15 protein-coding genes are annotated in these 20,715 nt (G+C 46.4%); 14 read left to right on the forward strand and 1 reads right to left on the reverse strand.

All coding sequences use genetic code 11. The features are described from left to right. Window positions 1-70 precede the first annotated feature (70 nt). From trpS to DWY79_RS14185, 9 genes are all read left to right on the forward strand, one after another. A complete protein-coding gene (gene trpS, locus DWY79_RS14150) occupies window positions 71-1,123 on the forward strand; it encodes a tryptophan--tRNA ligase (protein WP_122369536.1) in 1,053 nt (350 codons plus the stop codon). A gap of 149 nt (window positions 1,124-1,272) precedes the next feature. Continuing rightward, on the forward strand, window positions 1,273-1,785 hold the full coding sequence (locus tag DWY79_RS14155) for an RNA polymerase sigma-70 factor (protein ID WP_005859552.1): 513 nt from the start codon (window positions 1,273-1,275) through the stop codon (window positions 1,783-1,785). An 88-nt stretch (window positions 1,786-1,873) separates the two neighbouring features. Next, on the forward strand, window positions 1,874-2,683 hold the full coding sequence (locus tag DWY79_RS14160; RefSeq protein ID WP_034531632.1) for a porin family protein: 810 nt from the start codon (window positions 1,874-1,876) through the stop codon (window positions 2,681-2,683). Window positions 2,684-2,695: 12 nt separating this feature from the next. Further along, the gene (locus DWY79_RS23060; RefSeq protein ID WP_005859549.1) at window positions 2,696-2,869 is read left to right on the forward strand and encodes a hypothetical protein; all 174 of its coding nucleotides are present in this window, start codon (window positions 2,696-2,698) and stop codon (window positions 2,867-2,869) included. 15 nt (window positions 2,870-2,884) lie between these two features. Beyond that, a complete protein-coding gene (locus DWY79_RS14165; protein WP_008772830.1) occupies window positions 2,885-3,730 on the forward strand; it encodes a FecR family protein in 846 nt (281 codons plus the stop codon). A gap of 13 nt (window positions 3,731-3,743) precedes the next feature. Continuing rightward, window positions 3,744-6,407, forward strand: coding sequence for a TonB-dependent receptor (locus DWY79_RS14170; protein ID WP_008772829.1), 2,664 nt, complete (start codon window positions 3,744-3,746; stop codon window positions 6,405-6,407). 3 nt (window positions 6,408-6,410) lie between these two features. Then, on the forward strand, window positions 6,411-7,433 hold the full coding sequence (locus DWY79_RS14175; RefSeq protein ID WP_121961549.1) for a DUF4249 domain-containing protein: 1,023 nt from the start codon (window positions 6,411-6,413) through the stop codon (window positions 7,431-7,433). A 140-nt stretch (window positions 7,434-7,573) separates the two neighbouring features. Further along, window positions 7,574-10,330, forward strand: coding sequence for a TonB-dependent receptor (locus DWY79_RS14180; protein WP_122369537.1), 2,757 nt, complete (start codon window positions 7,574-7,576; stop codon window positions 10,328-10,330). A gap of 4 nt (window positions 10,331-10,334) precedes the next feature. Then, a complete protein-coding gene (locus DWY79_RS14185; RefSeq protein WP_122369538.1) occupies window positions 10,335-11,450 on the forward strand; it encodes a DUF4249 domain-containing protein in 1,116 nt (371 codons plus the stop codon). Here DWY79_RS14185 and DWY79_RS14190 read toward each other — a convergent pair. After that, window positions 11,403-12,221 carry a hypothetical protein gene (locus DWY79_RS14190; RefSeq protein ID WP_122369539.1) on the reverse strand — a complete coding sequence of 273 codons (819 nt, stop codon included), beginning with the start codon at window positions 12,219-12,221 and terminating at the stop codon, window positions 11,403-11,405. The genes DWY79_RS14185 and DWY79_RS14190 overlap by 48 nt on opposite strands. Before the next feature lie 101 nt (window positions 12,222-12,322). Between DWY79_RS14190 and DWY79_RS14195 the strand changes: the two genes are divergently transcribed. From DWY79_RS14195 to DWY79_RS14215, 5 genes are all read left to right on the forward strand, one after another. After that, window positions 12,323-12,874: an RNA polymerase sigma factor gene (locus DWY79_RS14195; protein WP_008772825.1), complete on the forward strand. Its 552-nt coding sequence runs from the start codon at window positions 12,323-12,325 to the stop codon at window positions 12,872-12,874. Beyond that, complete coding sequence (locus DWY79_RS14200) at window positions 12,861-14,243, forward strand: porin family protein (protein ID WP_122369540.1); 1,383 nt, start codon at window positions 12,861-12,863, stop codon at window positions 14,241-14,243. Before DWY79_RS14195 ends, DWY79_RS14200 begins: the two co-directional genes overlap by 14 nt. A gap of 20 nt (window positions 14,244-14,263) precedes the next feature. Continuing rightward, window positions 14,264-15,526, forward strand: a complete 1,263-nt coding sequence (locus DWY79_RS14205; protein ID WP_121772131.1) for an LVIVD repeat-containing protein — start codon at window positions 14,264-14,266, stop codon at window positions 15,524-15,526. 284 nt (window positions 15,527-15,810) lie between these two features. Then, window positions 15,811-19,080 carry a TonB-dependent receptor gene (locus DWY79_RS14210; RefSeq protein WP_122369541.1) on the forward strand — a complete coding sequence of 1,090 codons (3,270 nt, stop codon included), beginning with the start codon at window positions 15,811-15,813 and terminating at the stop codon, window positions 19,078-19,080. 12 nt (window positions 19,081-19,092) lie between these two features. Then, on the forward strand, window positions 19,093-20,700 hold the full coding sequence (locus DWY79_RS14215; protein WP_122369542.1) for a RagB/SusD family nutrient uptake outer membrane protein: 1,608 nt from the start codon (window positions 19,093-19,095) through the stop codon (window positions 20,698-20,700). Window positions 20,701-20,715 lie beyond the last annotated feature (15 nt).

Below are 20,715 nucleotides of genomic sequence, written 5' to 3' on the forward strand. Positions count from 1 at the left end.
CATATAATATATGTATATTGTGAGAATATTACTATCTTTGCCGCCACTTGAAAACTAAAAATAACAAGACATGGAAACAGTAGTAAGTGGAATCAGACCAACAGGTAATCTGCATCTAGGCAATTACTTTGGCGCGGTAAAGAGTTTCTTGCGGATGCAAGATGAGTATAATTGCTTCTTCTTTATCGCTGATTGGCATTCGTTGACTACTCACCCGCATCCTGACAATATACGAAATAGCGTAAAGACGATCCTCTCGGAATATCTGGCTTGTGGTATCGATCCGGAAAAAGCTACCATTTATATTCAGAGCGATGTGCCGGAGGTGGTAGAGTTGTATCTATATTTGAATATGAACGCCGGTATCGGCGAGTTGATGCGTACGGCTTCCTTTAAGGATAAGGCCCGTCAGCAGTTGCATATCAGCCGGGAAGGATGTGAAGGCGATGTAGAGAAAGAGATTTTTAATGAAGGTAATAAACATAGCGTAAGCGCTGGTTTGTTGACTTACCCGACCTTGATGGCCGCCGATATTATTATCCATAAGGCGTTGAAGGTTCCTGTAGGTAAGGATCAGGAGCAGAATATGGAAATGGCTCGTCGTTTCGCCCGCCGTTTCAATTCTACCTATGGAGTAGATTTCTTCCCGGAACCAGCTTCGTTCCATTTGGGCGATAAGTCCGTGAAAGTACCGGGCTTGGATGGCTCCGGTAAGATGGGTAAGAGTGAGGGTAACGCGATCTACTTGATCGATGATGAGAAAACAATCAAGAAGAAGGTTATGAAAGCGGTTTCCGATGCGGGACCAACCGAGCCGAATAGCGTGAAGCCCGAGCCGATCGCCAATTTATTCACGATGATGGAAATTGTCTCCGAGAAAGAGACCTATGATTTCTTTAATGAGAAATACAACAATTGCGAGATTCGTTACGGCGATATGAAAAAGCAGTTGGCTGAGGATATCAATAAGTTCTCCGCTCCGATCCGTGAGCGTATCTTGGATATGGCCGCCAATACGGAATATCTGGATAAGGTAGCCCGTATGGGTGCGGAGAAAGCTCGTGAGAGCGCTTCTAAGACTTTAAATGAGGTACGCCAGATTATCGGTTTTCGTCCATATTGATGCTTATTAATTAAAAATAAGAAAAAGCGTTTAGGGATAAGTCCTTAAACGCTTTCTTTTTATTAAAACCATTATAAAGAACCTGAAAAGCGATTTGTTAAAAAGAAAAGGTTGTTACTTTGCGGTGAATAGTTACAGATAACAAACGTATGGCTGCTATTACCACCCAAGAATTTGAACATCATTTCAAGAGTTTATATAAGCCCTTGTGTTTGTTTGCGCTTCGTTATACCGATCAGGTAGACGATGCCGAGGATATCGTGCAACAGGCCTTCGCGGATGTATGGGATAAGAACCGGGCTGGTAATGTGATCGGGAATCTCAAGGCTTATTTATATCAAGCGGTGAGGAACCGTTCTCTTTCATTTACCTCACAACCCGTAAACGCTGAGGCCACCGAGCAGTTACCCGACGTAGAAGATACCTCGGAAGAGGAAGACATCCTGCGATCGGAGCGTGACGCCCGCCTGTGGGACGCTATCGATCGGTTACCTCCCGAACGGAAGAAGATTTTCTTGTTATCCAAACGGGATGGCTTGAAATACCAAGAGATCGCGGAGGAATTGAATTTATCGGTAAAAACGGTTGAGAACCAGATGAGCAAGGCATTGAAAGCTTTGCGAGAGACCGCTATCCGTGTTTATATGTTCTTTTTCGGATAAATTTTATAGAAAGGAATAGGGGTTTTTCATATTTCTCTGTCTTAGAGATAAAGGTTACTTGTTTATTTCATTAAAGCATGGAGAGTGTATGAGGAAGTTGGTGGTATTTGTGATGTTGATGATGTGCGTGATCTCGGCCCAAGCGCAATGGAAAGTGACGCCGGAAGCCGGTATGAACGTGACAAAGTATAAGGGAGATGTCGCAAAGGTAGGCTTTAAGGCTGGGGCTGCGGTCTCTTATACATTCGGATCGGGCTGGTTCTCGCTTCAATCCGGTTTGTATTATGTGCGACGGGGGAAGGGGCTGTCTTCTTATAGTGAGATTTATGGAACTAGTGAGAGTCCATATGGGGGACGGGAAGGTACGAGTATATTTCTCTATCCCGTTTCCAGTGATTATTTGAATCTGTGGGGATACGGTTATGGTAATGGTTACGGCTTTACGGGCTTCTATTATGATACCTATGGAATTAAGGATTTTGATGTAGAAGGTATAAGGCATCGCAGTCAGAAGGAGCATCGTGAATATATCCAATTACCGATCTTGGCTCGTTTCGATTGGCAGGTAAGTAAGGATGTTCGGTTACATTTGGCGGTCGGTCCCTATTTGGCGGTTGGCTTGGGAGGAAAAGTGACGTATGAGGAAAGTGATTATTCTTTAAAAGGAAAGCTGCCCTATAATAAGGAAATATCATATAACCCGTTTAATCCCGGCCAAGGATATGCGGTAGCGCCTCGTTTTGACTGGGGAGCTACCATAGAGGCTGGTATAGAGGTGAAACGGGTCGCTTTTAAGGTTGGCTATGATCTGGGTATAGATAAGCAATACAAGGGATATGCTTATAACATAGGTCTGAACTATCATACGGCTAGTTTTACCTTGGGATACACATTTTAAAGAGAAAATAGGATGAAAGCGATGGTTTGTATAAAGTGGGTATTTATATTCGCGGTGTCGATGATGATTTTCTCATCTTGCGTATCGTCTAGGATCTCGCCGAGTATGAGCGTGGGAGTTCCATTGAAGAAGGGGCAGGCCCCAAATGTCGGATTCCAATGGTATGAGACTGGAAGGACTTATTAAATAGAAGGAATAGTTATGAATAATAACGAGCATGACAATAAATTGGAACAACGCATCCGTTTCGTAGCGAAACGCTATCGGGAAGGAAGCCTTGACCCGGATAAGGCATGGCAGAAGTTCGCTTCTGAGCATGCGATTAGCCGGAAGGTCTCGTTTCGCCGGTATTGGATCGGGGCGGCCGCTGTCGTGTTAGTGCTCGTAGGTTTGGGGACATGGTTTACGGTAGAGAGAAACGCCCCGGATTGGGTTGCGATTACTACCGCCCCCGGACAAATGAAAGATGTTTACCTTCCGGATAGTACCTTGGTCGCTTTGGCCGGCGATTCATGGATCCGGTATGACGCGAAGAGATATGATAAAGAGAGGCGTGCCGTGGAGATGAATGGAAAGGCCTTTTTCCAAGTGACGAGGAACGAGGCACGCCCTTTCTCAGTGAAAACGAGCCAAACGGAAGTTACGGTGCTGGGAACAAGTTTCCAGATAGATGAGAAGCCTACCGTTACGGAAGTCAATGTAGTTACCGGCAAGGTATGTTTTACCGCCGGGGAGGAAAAGGAGAATGTGATACTTACCGCTGGAATGTCGGCTCAGTATTCTATGGAGAACAAGGAGATAACGGTAGTGACGGAAGAAGACGTGAACAAGTTAGCTTGGAGGACAGGGCAACTTCGTTTTATGGAGACACCGCTGGATAAGGTGATTGAGGACTTGAGTGATTATTATCAAGTCAAGATTGCGAACCAGACAAAGAATGAGGGAGCGAGATTGACCGCTACTTTTAATAATCTGCCTTTGGAGGATGTCTTGCAGGTTGTTAACCAGACATTGGACGCACGTTTGGTTTCCACTTCGAAGAAATAAAATCAGATCATTTATGAGATCTATTGTTGTATGGCTGATAGGGATTCTTTTGCTTCCCGGTTGGATGGGACATCTATATGCGCAGATGCCCGAACCTACGCCGACGGTTACGTTGGATATGCGGCAGGTTCCCCTGTTGGATATATTGATGGAGCTTGAGAAACAAACCGGATTGTTCTTCTCGTACGAGTCTTCTCTGCTGAAAGAGCTGCCAGAGGTTTCCCTGTCGGTCCGGGATGAATCCTTGTCGTACTGCTTGAAGCGCTTATTTTCCCCATTACCGATTATCTATCGGGTTACGGGGCAATATATCATCTTAAAGCGAAAGCCCCGTCAATATACGATCAGCGGATTCGTCAGGGATTCAGCCTCGTATGAGAGTTTGTTGGGGGCCTCGGTTCTGGTGAAAAGTTCGAGGGGAGGGACGATGTCTAATAATTACGGCTTTTACAGCTTGATACTTCCACCCGGTAAGGTTCGCCTTAGGGCCTCGTATGTGGGCTTTAAGGCGATGGAGATAGAGATCGATTTGCAAAGGGATACGATGATCGACTTCCCGTTGAGGTCATTGGCCTCGTTAGGCGAGGTCGTTATTCGGGGGACCCGGCCTCGCTACGAGATATTGAGTAGCCGTGCGGGGGTGATCGACGTACCTGCCGAGCGGGTGAAGTCGATGCCCGCTTTGCTGGGGGAGGCGGATCTGGTGAAGACCTTACAGCAGTTGCCGGGCGTGGCGGTAGGCACCGAGGGAATGACCGGCTTGTATGTGCGTGGGGGCGGGGCCGATGAGAATTTGTATCTGCTGGATGGAAATCCGGTCTATCATGTGAACCATTTGTTGGGGTTTTTCTCGGCGTTCAACCCGGACGCGATAAAGAATACCCGGTTTTATAAAGGGAGCTTTCCGGCGGAATACGGCGGAAGGCTCTCGTCGGTTGTAGATGTCCGTATGAATGACGGTAACCGGCAGGAGTATCACGGGAATATCTCCGTGGGTTTGCTTTCCGCACGGGCGAATCTGGAGGGGCCGATTGTTAAGGATCGCTCCTCGTTTAATGTCTCGGTACGCCGTACGTGGTTGGATTTGATAACAGGGACGGCTTTGGCGATCATTAATAAGAACAGTGATACCAAGGAGAGTTTCGGTTATCACTTTTTTGATATAAACGCGAAGGTGAACCATTCTTTCTCGGAACGTAGCCGGGCCTATTTGAGCTTTTATATGGGGCAAGATGCTTTTCGGCAGGGAAGCAAGGAGAAGCATGAGGATTCGGATGATATGTTTCTCTGGCGTTGGGGAAACTTGATCGGCTCCGCAGGGTGGAACTACGTGTTCGGGCAAAAGCTGTTTGGTAATCTAATGGTGGGCTACAGCCGTTTTCGCTCGCATATCCGGCAAGAGGCGAAGGGGTATGAAATCGAAGGAAATAGGGCAGAGCGGCAATCAATTAAGCGGGATAGCCGTTATAAATCGGAGATGGAGGATCTGAGCGTACGTTTGTCGGTGGATTACAGTCCTTCAATGAATCACCGGATACGAATGGGCACGGATTACCTGTATCATAATTTTCGCCCGGAGAATAGCCAGCAACGGTCTTGGGTGAACGATTCGTTAGTAAATCCCGTATATGAGCTTTTGTATGATTATTCCTTGATAAAAGGGCATGAGTTCTCTTTGTTTGCCGAGGATGAGATGCGGGTCACGGATCGCTTGCGGGTGAATGCCGGATTGCGGTATACCTTGTTTCATGTAGAGAATGAGATCTATCATTCTTTTCAGCCTCGTTTGTCGGCACGTTATTTACTTCGTCCGGATCTATCGGCGAAGATATCCTACAGTAAGATGAACCAATATGTCCACTTATTATCGAATACCTATGTGAACCAGCCTACGGATATTTGGGTCCCGGTGACGGAGCAAGTCCCTCCGATGAGTTCTCACCAGATTACCGCCGGGCTTTATTATAATCTGAAACGGATGTATGATTTCTCGATCGAGGGGTATTATAAACGGTTGAATAACTTGATTGATTATAAGGATCATTGGCCGGTTGAGACACATTTCTCCGGTTGGGAAGACCGGGTCGGTTTGGGAAAGGGTAAGACCTATGGTGTGGAGTTTATGGCGCAAAAGACAAATGGGAAGACAACCGGATGGATCGGGTATACGCTCTCTTGGTCGGATCGGTGGTTTCCGGATGGTTCCGTGAATAAGGGGCGTCATTTCCCGTTTCGCTTCGACAACCGGCATAAGGTGAATGTGGTCGTTTCTCGTAAGTTATCCCGGAAGGTGGAGTTAACGGGAGCTTGGGTGTTCGCCTCAGGAAACCATATTAGCTTGCCGGAGTATAAATATCTGTCTCCGATTTATCAGAAAGAGAACGGGTATGCCGGAGTAGATTCATACAGACCGATGAATTCAGGTTTGAGCGCTCGTAATAATTATCAATTGTCTCCTTATCACCGTTTGGATCTGGGCGTGAATTTTTATCGATATAAAAAGAAGGGTCGGATGGGGATTTGGAACATAAGTATATACAATACGTATTTGAAACCGAATCCCTTCATGACGGAGGTTATGGTAAACCAGGATATAAATCAGCGATATCATGTAGTGCTACAGGAGACGATTTTGTTCTATTGCATGCCCTCGGTTTCTTATACTTATAAATTCTAGCTTATGAGAAGATATTTACCTTACCTGTTCGTGTTAGGATTATTGATGGTCTCTTGCGTTCGGGATGTGGAGATTGATTTGGAGGATCTGCCGGATCGGATTGTACTGAACGCATCGGTATGTCCCGGAAAGGAGGTGTGTGCTCATCTCTCGAAAACATGGTTTATCATGGATAGCGTTCCCGATTTTGAGCTATCCGACGCAAAAGTCCGTGTCTATGTCAATGATGAGTTTCAAGGTCTTATGCGCAATGATGACCTGCCGGAAGATTCTATACATTCACGGGGGCAATATGTTCTGCCCGGTTGTTTCGTGAGACAGAGGGATTGTTTGCGTATAGAGGCCGAGGCCGATGGGTATGAGCCGGTATCCGGGGAAACTCGTATCCCCGGTCGGGCACGGATTTATGAGGTGGATACCTTATCCTATCGATCTTCTGCCTACAATGCCGAATATCTGCGTTTCTCTGTTAAAATCGGGGTTGAGACGGATTCCTATTATCGTTTAATCGTGGAGCAGATCTTGGACTTCCGGAAGGGGGATAGTACCCGTACCGTAACCTCTTTCCGTAGCTTAGGAGGATATAGTTGGTATTATTCTGGTTTTAGCGTGGATTATGAGGATCCTGTTTTCCAGTCTTTTGGAGGTAGTCCTATCACGAGCCAGATGGATGGGCGTTACTGTATGGGTGTATTTAGAGGGGAGGATCTGGTTAATACGAATGCTATTAAGGTTTCTGTTTTTCCTGTTGAATACTCGTATGAGAGTGATACCCTTTCTATGGACGTTCATTACGATGTGCGCCTGTTGTCTATCTCCGAGGATTATTATCGATATATGAAGATTATGAGGGGCTACTCTATCACGATCGGCGATGCGAATTTCGGGGCGTTGATAGAGCCTGCCGATACGTATTCGAATGTGGAGAACGGCTTTGGGATTGTCGCCGGATATCAAGAGGATAAATTGCGTATCACGATGCCGAGAGACACGGTGCCTCCTTATTGGAATCCTTGGGATGGATAAGCCCATCCCGCGTTGACGACCTGTGCTTGCCGGTTCATACATCATGAAGCGGTAAGTTCACGAGGTATGAAAAAAAGGCTTTTCCTTGATAGGGGTATTTCCGGGAGATCCTGTCTTATCAATGAACTCAATAAAGTAGAATGATGACAGAGTGGATGAATAAATGGCTTATGGCCATTTTTTGCTGGATGATTTTTATGCCTGTTCCAGACCTCTTGGCCCAATCAGCCAAGACGAAGGATGATCCCCGGATTACGTTGCGTATGAAGGAGGTTTCGTTGCCGGAGGTCTTGTCAGAGATCGAAAGACAGGCGGGCGTGACCTTCTCGTATGAGTCTTCTTTGTTGAAAGAGCTTCCGAAGATCAGTTTCCAAGTGAAAGATGAGGCATTGACGGATTGTTTGACCCGCTTGTTCGAGTCGTATCCGATCGTGTATAAGGTGAGTGGAAAGATCGTGATTCTGAAGCGTAGACAGAGACAGGTAACGATCAGCGGCTTCGTGAGGGACCAAGCGTCCTCGGAGTCTCTGATCGGAGCCTCTGTTTATGAGGTCGCCAGCCGGAAAGGCTCGGCTACGAATAGCTATGGTTTTTTCAGTTTGACGCTTCCGCCGGGGAATATCCGCTTGCATGCTTCTTACATTGGTTATGAGAGCTGTTCCTTTAATTTCACGGAATTGGATAGGGATACCATATTAAATATTGAGTTGCGTCCGAACGCCCGTCTGGAGGAAGTGGTAGTTACGGCCTCGGAGCGGGATCGTTTGTCTGTAAATAACACCTTGATGGGAACGATGGAGTTTAGCCAGAAGACGATCAAGGCGACACCGACCCTGTTTGGTGAGTCCGATATCGTGAAGACCTTGCAACTGACTCCGGGTGTAGCCAGTGGGACAGAGGGACTGGCCGGTTTATATGTTCGTGGCGGCGACCAAGATGGAAATTTGTTTTTGATAGACGGTAATCCGGTTTACCAGATCAATCATGTCGGCGGGCTATTCTCCGCTTTCAATCCGGAGGCGATCCGTAATCTGGACTTTTTCAAGGCGGGTTTCCCTGCGAGATATGGCGGGCGACTCTCGTCTGTGGTAGATGTCCATACCAAAGAGGGCAATATGAAAGAGTACCATGGTAGCGCTACGATCGGGCTGATCTCCGGTAATCTGAGCTTGGAAGGCCCTATCATCAAGGATCGCACGGCTTTTCAGATAGCGCTTAGACGCTCGTGGCTAGATGTACTCTCTGCCCCAGCGATAGCGATAGCAAATAAGGTTCGAAAAGACGGTCATAAAATAAATCTTCGTTACGCTTTTCACGATTTGAATTTAAAGCTTAATCATCGTTTCAGCGATCGCAGCCGGATGTTTTTCAGCTTATATAACGGGAATGATGTATTAAAAGGAGGGGGAACGGATTTCTCAACAAAAGAAGAGCAAGTCCCTTATACGGATGGTACCCATTCATCGCTGCGTTGGGGTAATTTGATGGGAACCTTGGGCTGGACTTATGTCTTCAATAACCGTTTGTTCGGACGGGTTTCCGGGGTCTTTTCACGGTATCGCTCGAATGTACGGAGTTCAAAAGAATATAATTATGGTGTGGAAGGAGAAGATAATTATCTCTCTTCTTCATCGGAAACGAGTAGTTCTACCTCTATCTTGGATATGGGCGTCCGTTCCTCTTTTGATTACACGCCTTCTACGTCGCATGTGATTCGTTTTGGAGGGGATTTCTTGATGCACCGTTTCCGCCCGGAGTATAATGAGGTGAAAGCAGCCGGTTCCGGTATGCTGGAGTTTTCGAATATAGGGAAAATATATACGAATGATCTGCTATGGGCCCGTGAGGCGGCTGTCTTCGGAGAGGATGATTGGAATGTCTTACCTAGCTTGCGTTTGAATGCGGGGCTTCGGTTTAGCCTGTTCAATGTAGAGCGGAAGGCTTATACCTTATTGGAGCCTCGCGCTTCCTTGAGATGGTTGCTACGTGACGATCTTAGCTTCAAAGCCTCATACGCCCGTATGGGGCAATATATCCATTTATTGGGCAACAGTTATATAAATTTGCCGACGGATGCGTGGATGCCTGTTACCCGTAAGTTGAAACCTTTAATCAGCGATCAAGTCTCCGCTGGTTTCTATTATAATCTGATGCGTTCTTATAGTTTCTCGGTAGAGGGGTATTATAAATGGATGAAGAACCTGTTGGATTATAAAGACGGCTATTCCTTCTTGCCCGGTACGGCGGCTTGGGAGGAAAAAATGGCGGTCGGCAAGGGACGTTCGTATGGCGTGGAGTTCTTGGCTCGCAAGGAAAGCGGACGTACGACCGGTTGGATAGGATATACACTTTCATGGTCGGATCGGCGTTTCGATGAGATCGATAACGGGCGACGCTTTCCGGCACGTTACGATAACCGGCATAAGCTGAATATCGTGGTTTCACATAAACTGTCGGATAAGGTGGAACTGACAGCCGCTTGGACGTATACTTCCGGCAATCGAATGACCTTGTCGTTGGAGAGTTATGAGCAAGCTGGTACGCTTAATATTTCCAACCAATACAAGATAAATAACTGGTGGGAACCATCCGGGGAAGTGGTGGATTTGTATACACGTCGTAATAATTACCAGATGCCGGCTTATCATCGTCTGGATTTGGGACTTAATATTTACCGTCCGAAGAAGAAGGGACGAATGGGCATCTGGAATATCAGTATTTATAATGTATATAGCCGGATGAATCCGTTTATGGTCTATAAAAGTGATAACTGGGAACGAACGAATAACTTAGTCCCAGATTCTTCTTCTCCCTATAGCGGTAAAACAAAACCTTGTTTTAAGTTGATAGGTATTATGCCTATCATACCTTCCCTATCATATACTTATAAATTCTAGGAAGATGAAACAGATAAAGAATATTCTAATAAATACGATTTGTATAGTAAGCCTGTTTGGTTTGATGTCTTGCATCAAGGAGATCGACCTTGAATCCTTACGGCCGGATCCTACCTTGGTAGTGAACTGTGTCGCTATAACCGGCGAACCCTTAACCGTAAGTGTCTCTCGTACTTGGTTTTTCACGGATGATCATCCGAACGTGACTTTGGATAAAGCCGAGGTGAATTTATTCGTGAATGGCGTTTTTAAAGAGCGTATGAGCTTTCAGGAGGGGGATGAGGCATTTAACACGAAAGGTTATTTCAAGTCTGATTTTATACCAGTGAAAGGGGATCGTATCCGTGTGGAAGCTTCTTATCCGGAATATGGGGGGGCAAGCGCTGAGACGGTCATGCCAGCGCCTGCTCAGGTCTTGAAAGCGGGGGTAACATATGCTACGGTAGCTGGCTCTTTTGGTTCTGCTCGCCAGAATGCGATTTATCAGGTAACACTCAAAGATAACCCTGCCGAGGAGAATTATTATTTACTCCGTATGGAAGAGGGCATTCCTGTTTTTGATGGAATAGCTAAGGAATATACAGGAGAATATAAATGGTTCTCGGTGAGTCCAAACTATGCGACTGAACCTGTTTTTGGGGAATCCTTGACTGCCTTGGATCAGATATTAGGCAATGATTGGATCTCCGGAAATGGGGGGAAAGTCTTTTCAGACGAATTGATCAACGGTAAAGAATATACCTTGCGCCTAACGGATGAGTATTATTATGAACCTTATTATGGATCATATCCGCTAAAAGTAGTTCCAGATTCGATAGGGATAGAAGATCTAAATGAGGAAGATTTTCTTCCGATTCCTCCTAAGCACCTACGGGTACACCTATATGCTATCTCGGCGGAATACTATCGATATCTGAAAGTTTTGCAAGATAAAGACACGGATTCAGTTTCGAACCTTTTGATCGATGGCGGTCTGGCCGAACCGATCCGTGTATTTAGCAATATAGACGGTGGCGTCGGTATCCTAGGCAGTTGCCACGTAGGAATGTTTGAGACGGAAATAGCGTCTTCCTCACATTCCAATCTTGAAGCGGCCCGATTTGAAGACGGGATAGACTAGGAACTGTGGTTCCATTTTCCGTCGTACCGGGTTGTATTCATAGTTGATACCGGCTCCCATCCAAAAATTATCAGTAACCTTGAACTCCATTGAGCCGCCCACTTGGGTATGGTAGAGAAAAGGGTTGCTGAGCATATGGGGGTTGTTGTACTCGTCGGCGTAATAAGCGTATTGTCCCCAGCCTTTCAGTTTCAACCAGTCAGTAGGTTGATATTCCACTAGTACGTTTGCGCCCGCTGTTATTCCGGGACTAGGGTTGAAGGGACTAAAGAAACGACCCCCGAATCCTCCGCCATAAAGACTCCAATTGCCGCTGTGCCAAGAAATACCCCCGTTCATGATCGTCATGCCTCCGACTCCCGGCCATGTATATTGAACACCGTTAGCGATAAGATCGAAACTTTCGTTTAGCCGTTTCATATAAGTCTCATTGAAATCCAACGCCATTGGCGATACCTCCCGAAGCATCGGGGTATATACGTTAAAGAACGGCTGATAGGCGGCGGAAGATATCTGCATATCCATCGGACGCTCTTGTAGGGACGTATGGGGAATATCGGGCGTGAACTCCCGCAGTTTAATATCGATATCCCGTGTCCCCGCAGGGGTAAATGTCTTATAAGAGGCTTTCGGGATGTTCAACTCATACGTCTTGTTTTTAGGCAGGACGATGATTTTACCTTCTTTATTTAAAATAAACGAAAAGTCAGACTGTGCCTGAATTCCAACGACACATATCCATGCCATGAATATAAATAATCCTCGTCTCATACACTCTCCTCCTATTTTTGATGTGAAGGTAACTTTTTTTTGAATAAGATGCAACTTTTAGGATACCTATTTCATCCATATAATAGAGAGCATAAGTACTTATGGATGAACAACTGTTAATCGATGGATGTATGCGAGGCGAATCATGGGCTCGTAAGGAATTGTACGAGCAATATGCTCCTGCTATGATGAGTGTTTGCATGCGTTACGTGGGTGACAGGGAGACGGCCCGTGATCTTCTGCAGGACGGGTTCGTGAAGATATTTACGAAGATCCGGTCGTATTCCGGCTCCGGGGCTTTCGGGGGATGGATACGGCGGATCTTTGTCACTACGGCTCTTGAATATCTCCGGTCTTCAGAGAACACGAGGCTAAGTGTAGGTCTGGACGGCTATGACGACAGTTTGGAAGATATCAACTATTCCGTATTGGACCGTTTATCGGCGGACGACTTGTTGGCTTGCGTGGCCCAATTGCCGCCGGGATATCGTACGGTCTTCAACTTATATGCGATAGAGGGATATACGCATAGCGAGATCGCCGAGATGCTGCATGTACAGGAGGCGACTTCCCGTTCCCAGTTTATCCGGGCGAGGAACGCTTTGCAAAAGAGTGTACAATCTTTAATAAGGCATGAAAATGCGGGACGATAAGGATCATAACGAACGGCTGGATGATTTCAGCGGCTATATGCGGCAGCGCTTGGAAGAGCACCGGTTGCCGGTAGATGCCGGCGGCTGGGATGAGGTGGAGGCCCGGATGAACCGAAGAGCGAGATCACGGGGTTGGTTGTGGACGGGAGGCTTGGCCGCCGCCGCGGTGCTGGCCTTGGTTATTTGGCTGCTACCTTCCCCGGAGAAGATGCCATTGGAGGAATTGAGCCCCTTTCAGAAAGAGATATCGGAGAAAGCGGAGGAAATGAATATTCTTCCGGAGCGTCCCGTTTTACCTGTAGAACCTGTAAAGAAACGTATGGCGAAAGTGCTGAAATGGGAAAAAAGGGCTAAGCCTTCCGCTATTGTTTGGGAAAAGGAAACGATCCGGAAGGATGAGAGGAGTGAGACTATCGGGATTATTGAGAAGGATGCGATTGCGGCTATCGTAGAAGAACCGTCTGTGAAGGAGGATGCGTCCGAGGATTCGACGGACATAGTCGTTAAGCGAGGTGACTCTACGGTTCCTCTACCGGAAGGCGAACGGAGTCCCCGACGAAAAGCCTCTTTGAAAAAGAAAGCCAAGAAGAGTAAACGGAACAAGTGGTTATTGGCCGCCGCCGTTGGCTCTAGTGGTTATGTAGATAGCTTTTTAAATACGGATATGAGTTATGGCGATGCTTCTTCTCCGGGAGATATGAATAATTCGGCAGGAAGCCCCGATCCGGATAAGCCGGATAAAGACGATGATGAAAAGGAGAGTGGTAATACGCCTCCTCAAACGGTCTCATTCCGTAATGCCCCGGTATTACGGAGTTCTAAGGTGGATGAGAACTTCTTGGATAATCGTTCGTTCGAATCTTATCCGGACGTTAGCTACTCCCTTCCGATATCATTCGGTTTTACGGTACGGAAGGATTTGAGCCGGCGTATAGCCGTGGAAAGTGGATTGATGTATACGTATTTATCCACTACATTCAAGAGGGGAGGGGATTGCCCGTCAGAGGTGAAATCGTCTTTGCATTATCTGGGTATTCCCTTGAATCTGGTGGTTTATGTATGGAAGAATCAGCGATGGAATGTCTATCTCTCCGGAGGCTTTATGATGGAGAAGGGTTTGCAGGCCGTGTATAGTGGCTATATCGCCGGAAACGGAACGACTATCTCTAAGAGCAAAAAGGAGGGCATCCACGGTATGCAATGGTCCGTGAATGCCTCGGTCGGTGCCGCTTATCGTTTCTATGGGGATTGGAGCCTCTATTTCGAGCCTCGCTTCTCCCATTATTTCGACTGTGATCAACCGGCTAGTATTCGTACAGACAAGCCGTTGGGATTTGGGTTGAGCGCAGGTATACGATATGCTTTTTAATGATTAAATCTATTATAATTATGCGGAAACTTTTTTATTGGGCGTTTGCCTTTAGCCTTTGCGTCTTAATGGGATGCAAGGATGATGGAGTGAGAGTGGAGGTCGTGCGGTATGCTATCAACGAACCGGTATTCATGTCGATCTCCGAGTTTCGGAATTCAGTGAAGGTGACGGATGAGGTGGTGCCAATCACCAAGCGGGGAAAGATCTGTTTCTATAAGGATTACCTGTATATTTCTTCCCCGGATAAGGGCATCCATATCGTGGATAACAGGAATCCGGCATCTCCCCGGATAGCGGGCTTTGTAGAGTTGATCGGTAACGAGGATCTCTCGATCAAGGATGATAAATTGTATGCGGATTCGTATGTGGATCTGGTCTGGTTCGATATCTCCGATCCGGAGAGACCTGAATTGGAAGGTCGTGTGGAGAACGCTTTCCGTTATGCGCTTCCGACCATAGAGAATGGCTATGGGTTCGATTATAATATGTGTTATTCGGAAGAAGCGAGAGCGAAAGGTGTCGTGGTTGGTTGGGAGCCGAAGGAACGGGAGGAAACCATTTACCATTATCCGAGTTATGGCGGTGATCTGATGGCGAACGATGCGGCGCCGGGTACTTCCACGCAGGGCGTGAACGGATCTATGGCTCGTTTTTCTATTTATGGTAAGTACTTATATACGGTAGAACAGAATATCATGTGTGTTTTCGACCTGTCTGGGAACAAGCCTGTCTTGACGACAAACGACATTTGGTTGCAACGTGGTGTCGAGACTCTTTTCAACTATAAAGATAAGATGTTCATGGGAACTCCGACCGGCATGTTGATCTATTCGCTGGAAGATCCGCTAGCGCCTAAGTATCGTTCTTCCGTAAGTCATGTCTTTGGTTGTGACCCGGTTGTCGTGGAGGATGACTTAGCGTATGTGACCGTGCATTCCGGAAATACTTGCGGGCAAAATACCAATGAACTGATGCTCATAGACGTGAGTGATGTAGACCAACCGAACTTGCTGGTTACTTATGGCATGAAATGCCCGAAAGGACTAGGTATCGATAACGGTACTTTATTCCTCTGCGACGAAGGTTTAAAGGTCTTCAACGCAAAAGATCCTATGACCTTGATGGCCAATCAGCTTGTTCATTATGCCGGAATGGAGGGTTACGACGTAATCCCTTTTAAGAATACCTTGATGATGATCGCCGATGATGGCCTTTACCAATACGATTATTCCAATTTACAGGCGATATCTCAGTTAAGTAAATTGCCAATGGGCGAATAGAGTTTAATATTCCTCTTCGCTATTCGCTTCGCAAGGTGTTTACCGGATTACGGGATGCCGCCTTATAACTATGCCTGCTTACGGTCAGTAGCGTAACCATCAATACGATACCGCCGGACAGCAGGCTTGTTTCTATGGAGTACGTTCACGAAAATTCGCTACTTTTTATGTGTTATTTATGCGAGAATGTAAATAAAATAAGCTTCCTACTTTGATGTTATAATATTTATTCTGATCTTGCGGATGTTATTGTGTTTGATAAATTAAAATCTAAAACTATTATTATGAATCTTTTTGACAATATGCACGGACTAAAAGGATGCATTCGTTGTTTGACTTTTAAAAACGTGCTTTTAGCTCATTTTTTATTGGCTTTTTCAGTGGCAGGTAGTGTTTCCGCCGAGGCTTTGCCTACTTCTTATTTAAATGGCATTGAACAACAATCCCGGAAAGTTGCAGGACGTGTTTTGCAAAGAGTTGATAACGAGCCGGTCATTGGTGCTAATATTGTTGTGACAGGTACAACAATCGGTACAATTACAGATGTGGAGGGACGTTTCTCATTGGACAACTTGCCGGCAAATGCCCGTACGCTTACCGTATCTTTTGTTGGCATGACTTCGCAAACGCTTCCGATCAAATCAGAAATGATGATACTTCTGGAGGATGATTCGGAAACATTGGATGAGGTGATGGTCGTGGCCTATGGTACGGCTAAGAAAAGTACGTTTACTGGATCTGCCAGTTTGCTGAAGTCAGAGAAGATAGAGGCTCGTCCTGTTACATCGGCAACTTCAGCCTTACTAGGATCTACGCCGGGTGTGCAAGTAGCCTCAGCCAGTGGTCAGCCCGGTTCAGATTCGGATATCTATATTCGCGGATTGGGCTCTATTTCTGCGACGAATACCCCTTTGATTATACTTAACGGTATGCCCTACGATCAGAGTATCAGTAGTATCAATCCCAGTGATATAGAGAGTATGTCTGTTTTGAAAGATGCCTCATCTGCAGCTCTGTACGGCGCACGAGGTGGTAATGGTGTTATCTTGATAACCACCAAGACGGGTAGTAAGGATCGTATGTCGGTGAATGTGAAAATCAACCAAGGATTCACGAATCGGCAAAGTCAGGATTATGAACGATTGGGCGTGAATGATTATTTGAAAGTATATTGGGAGAGCGCACGCAACCAGTTGATAAGTGGTGGTGCGTCACCAGAGCAAGCGGGAATGGCAGCCGCTCAAAACTTGATTTCAGGAACGCTGGGCTTCAATCCGTTTAACGTGCCGGACGATCAGGTCGTGGATGCGAACGGTGTGCTTAACCCGAACGCTACGTTCATGTGGGCGGATGATACCGATTGGGAAGACGCTATCCAGCGCACGGGCAGCCGTACGGATATAGGCGTGAGCGTGAGCGGAGGTAATAATAAGTCGGATTATTATCTTTCCGCCGGTTATCTGACGGAAGGTGGTTATATCATCGGATCGAAGTTTGACCGATATACCTTGAACACGAATGTTAACTCGCAGATCACCTCGTTCTTGAAGATTGGCGGTACGCTCTCCGGGAATATCAGCAAGGCGGAAGGGCAGCAGTCGCAAGCTTCGGGAAATAACAACAACCCTTTCCGATTCACTCGCTATATCGGACCGATTTATCCGATCCATGTACACGATCCTCGTACCAAAGAATATGTGCTGGATGCCAATGGCAATAAAGTGTACGACTTCGGTCAGGCCTATACGATCGAGGAGGGTGTGGAAGCGCCTTCGCGTGCGTATATCTCTGGTAATAACCCGGCTATTGAGTTGCAAAATATCAGCAACGGATACAAGCGGAATCAATTGAACGCGAAATTGTATGCAGAGATCCGTTTCTTGAATGATTTTAAGTTTACGGTGAACGGAGCCGTGGGAACAAGCTCTCGTTTAGGGCATTCGGCCAGTATCTATTATCCGGAGAAGACTGAGGTGGGGTCGAGCACGAAGACCGTTTCGTTTGAGACAACTTGGACGTTCAACCAATTGCTCTCCTATACAAAGAATTTCGGCAATCACCATGTCGATGTCTTATTAGGACATGAGAGTTATGATTATGAGTACAATTACCTGAAAGGCTCCATGCAAAACCAGACCATCCATAATGGCAACTTTGAGTTCAGCAATTATTCGGTGCCGGACGAGCAAGACTCTTATACGAATACCTACAAGACGGAGGGATTCCTTGCCCGTGCGAACTATGACTATAACAGCCGTTATTTCCTTTCTGCATCCGTACGCCGCGACGGATCCTCCCGCTTTTACAAGGATTCCCGTTGGGGTACATTCTTCTCGGTAGGAGCTGGTTGGCGTATTGACGAGGAGCGTTTCATGGAAGATCTTGATTTCATCGATTTGCTGAAGTTGCGTGTCGCTTACGGTGAGGTGGGTAATGATGCCATCGGTAGCTACTATGCGTGGCAAGCGGCTTACGAGCAGGCCATGAACGGATTGGAGGCCGGTTATATCCAGCAACGTGTCGTTCGTAATAAGGATTTGCAATGGGAGGTGTCTCGCAATGGCGACGTGGCTTTGGAGTTTGAGTTGTTTAAAAGTCGTTTGTCGGGTAGTATAGAGTATTTCGATCGTCGTTCCAGTAACTTATTGTTCTCGATCCCGCAAGCTCCGGATACGGGTGCTACTAGTGCATATAAAAACGCAGGTACGATGTACAACCGGGGTGTGGAGGTTGATTTGAACGGAAAGGTCATCCAAACAAAGGATTGGACGTGGTCTGTGGGAATTAACGCTACATGGTTGAAAAATCGGATTACCTCTTTGCCGGTAGAACCTTATAACAGCGGAGTACATCGGGTGGAAGAGGGCCATTCGCGCTATGAGTTTTATCTTCGCCAGTGGGCGGGAGTAGACCCTGCTACCGGAAACTCTATCTATGTGCCGGATCCGGAACTGACGGTGGAGTCTGTCGACCTTGTAGAGGTGGATGGAAAAACATATACGACTAACGTGAATGAGGCCATTTATGATTGGGCCGGAGAATCTACACCGAAGGTATCGGGAGGTCTTAATACGAACGTATCTTGGAAGAATCTTTCTTTAAGCCTGTTGTTTAACTTCCAGCTAGGTGGCAAGATGTATGATGTGGGATATTCCGATTTGATGACACAGCCTTCAGGATCCGCATCCTTGACTTCCAACAAGCATGTGGATATCTTGAATCGTTGGCAGAAACCGGGCGATGTTACGAATGTGCCTCGCATCGAGGATTTCGCAGATACGAATATGAATGCGGGAACTTCTACTCGTTGGTTGATCAGCTCGAATATGTTGGAGTTGGCTTCCGCTACTTTGAGCTATGATCTGCCGAAGCAATGGCTGGAGAAGGTTTCCATGCAAGGACTCCGGGTATATGCGTCAGGAGAGAATCTATTCTTACTGACGAAACGAAAAGGTATTTTCCCTCGTTCAAACATATTCTCAGGATATAGTGGTAATGCAGATGTTTATTTGCCTGCGAGAGTATTTACTTTTGGTTTGAATCTTACTTTTTAAATCATGTTTCCTATGAAAAAAATATATATACTAGTGTTGATATCCTTTGCGGTATTATTCAATGGCTGTAAGGAGGATTTTTTGGAGACAACTTCCACACAAACGGTGGATGAACAAGCGGTGTTCAATGATACCCAATCGGCTATGTTGGCTGTAAATGGCTTGCATAAATTGATGTGGACGGGCGATCTGTCTAGTTCGGCTTTTTATGGCGGTTACGATATGTTGATGATTTGGTATGAGGTGATGGGGGATGATTTGGTATATACGTACAGCAATGCGCAGTTCCAAAAGCAGGCTCAATGGTCGAGCCATCGGAATGCGACGATCGGTAGCGCAACCCATTTTTATCGCTTGTTGCAATATTTTATCTCTAACAGTAGTATGATTATCGATAATATCGATGCTGCGGAAGGTTTGGAGAGCGAGAGGAATTATATCAAGGGACAAGCCCATTTTTACCGGGCTTTCGCCTATTTCACGATGGTACAGATGTATGGCGGCCGTTATAAGGCAGAGGGCGATAACACGCAATTGGGTGTGATAATTCGTAACGATAACTCAACGGAGCCGAGAGCGAGAGCTTCTGTAGAGGAGGTGTATACGCAGATCAATGAGGATATCGACTTGGCGATCCAATTATTGGGTGCTACGGAGGAGAAACGGACTAATAAGTCGCATATTGATTTGCACGTGGCTCGCGGTTTGAAGGCTCGTATCTTATTGACGCAAGGTAAATGGTTGGAAGCGGCTGAAATGGCTAAATTGGTCGTTGACCTATCAGGAGCCAAATTGCAAGATGATACCTATACGACATTGAATGATCGTTTCAGCGATCAATCAAATACAGAATGGTTGTGGGGATCGAATCCTTTGTTGCAGCAAGCTCCGAACTTGACTCACTTCCATGGATATATGTCGAATGAGATCATTTCGTATAATGGCAATACCCCTCGTGCGATTTATAATAAGTTATACGACAAGATCAGTGATACCGATGTGCGTAAAGGAATTTGGTTTCCGAGGGCGACCGATCCCAATACCCTTCCGCGACCGATCCGGGCGGAGTGTAACAGTAAAGCGTATGCTAATTATATGGCCAATAAGTTTATCGTATCGGATCCTACGACGAAAGGTGGCAGGGATGTTCCTTTCATGCGCTTGCCGGAGATGATGTTGATCATGGCGGAGGGATATGCACGTGCTGGGGAGCCAGGCAAAGCGGCTCAGGCTCTTTATCCGCTGGCAAGTCATCGGGATCCGGAGTATACGTTGTCTACGAAAACGGGCGAAAACTTGATCGAAGAGGTGATGACTCAACGTCGCATAGAGCTTTGGGGGGAAGGTTTCCGTTGGTTCGACTTGAAACGTTTGAATATGGATTTGGACCGTGGACCGGCTCCTCGTCCTGAGGTTTTCCCGAATGGTTTGATTGAATATTGGAACAAAGACGCAATGCCTAAAGTGGTGGATCCAGAAGCTTCTAATTACAATATGTATGGAGATGGAACGGTGACGGGTAACGGGAACAGATATCGCCCGGCCGGACATAGGGATTGGCAATGGGCTATTCCTGATAAAGAGACTCAGCTGAATCCGCTTTGCGAACCGAATCCATAAAGTAAATAAATAGTT

This window comes from Parabacteroides sp. AF27-14, assembly GCF_003635425.1.
GTDB lineage: Bacteria > Bacteroidota > Bacteroidia > Bacteroidales > Tannerellaceae > Parabacteroides > Parabacteroides distasonis.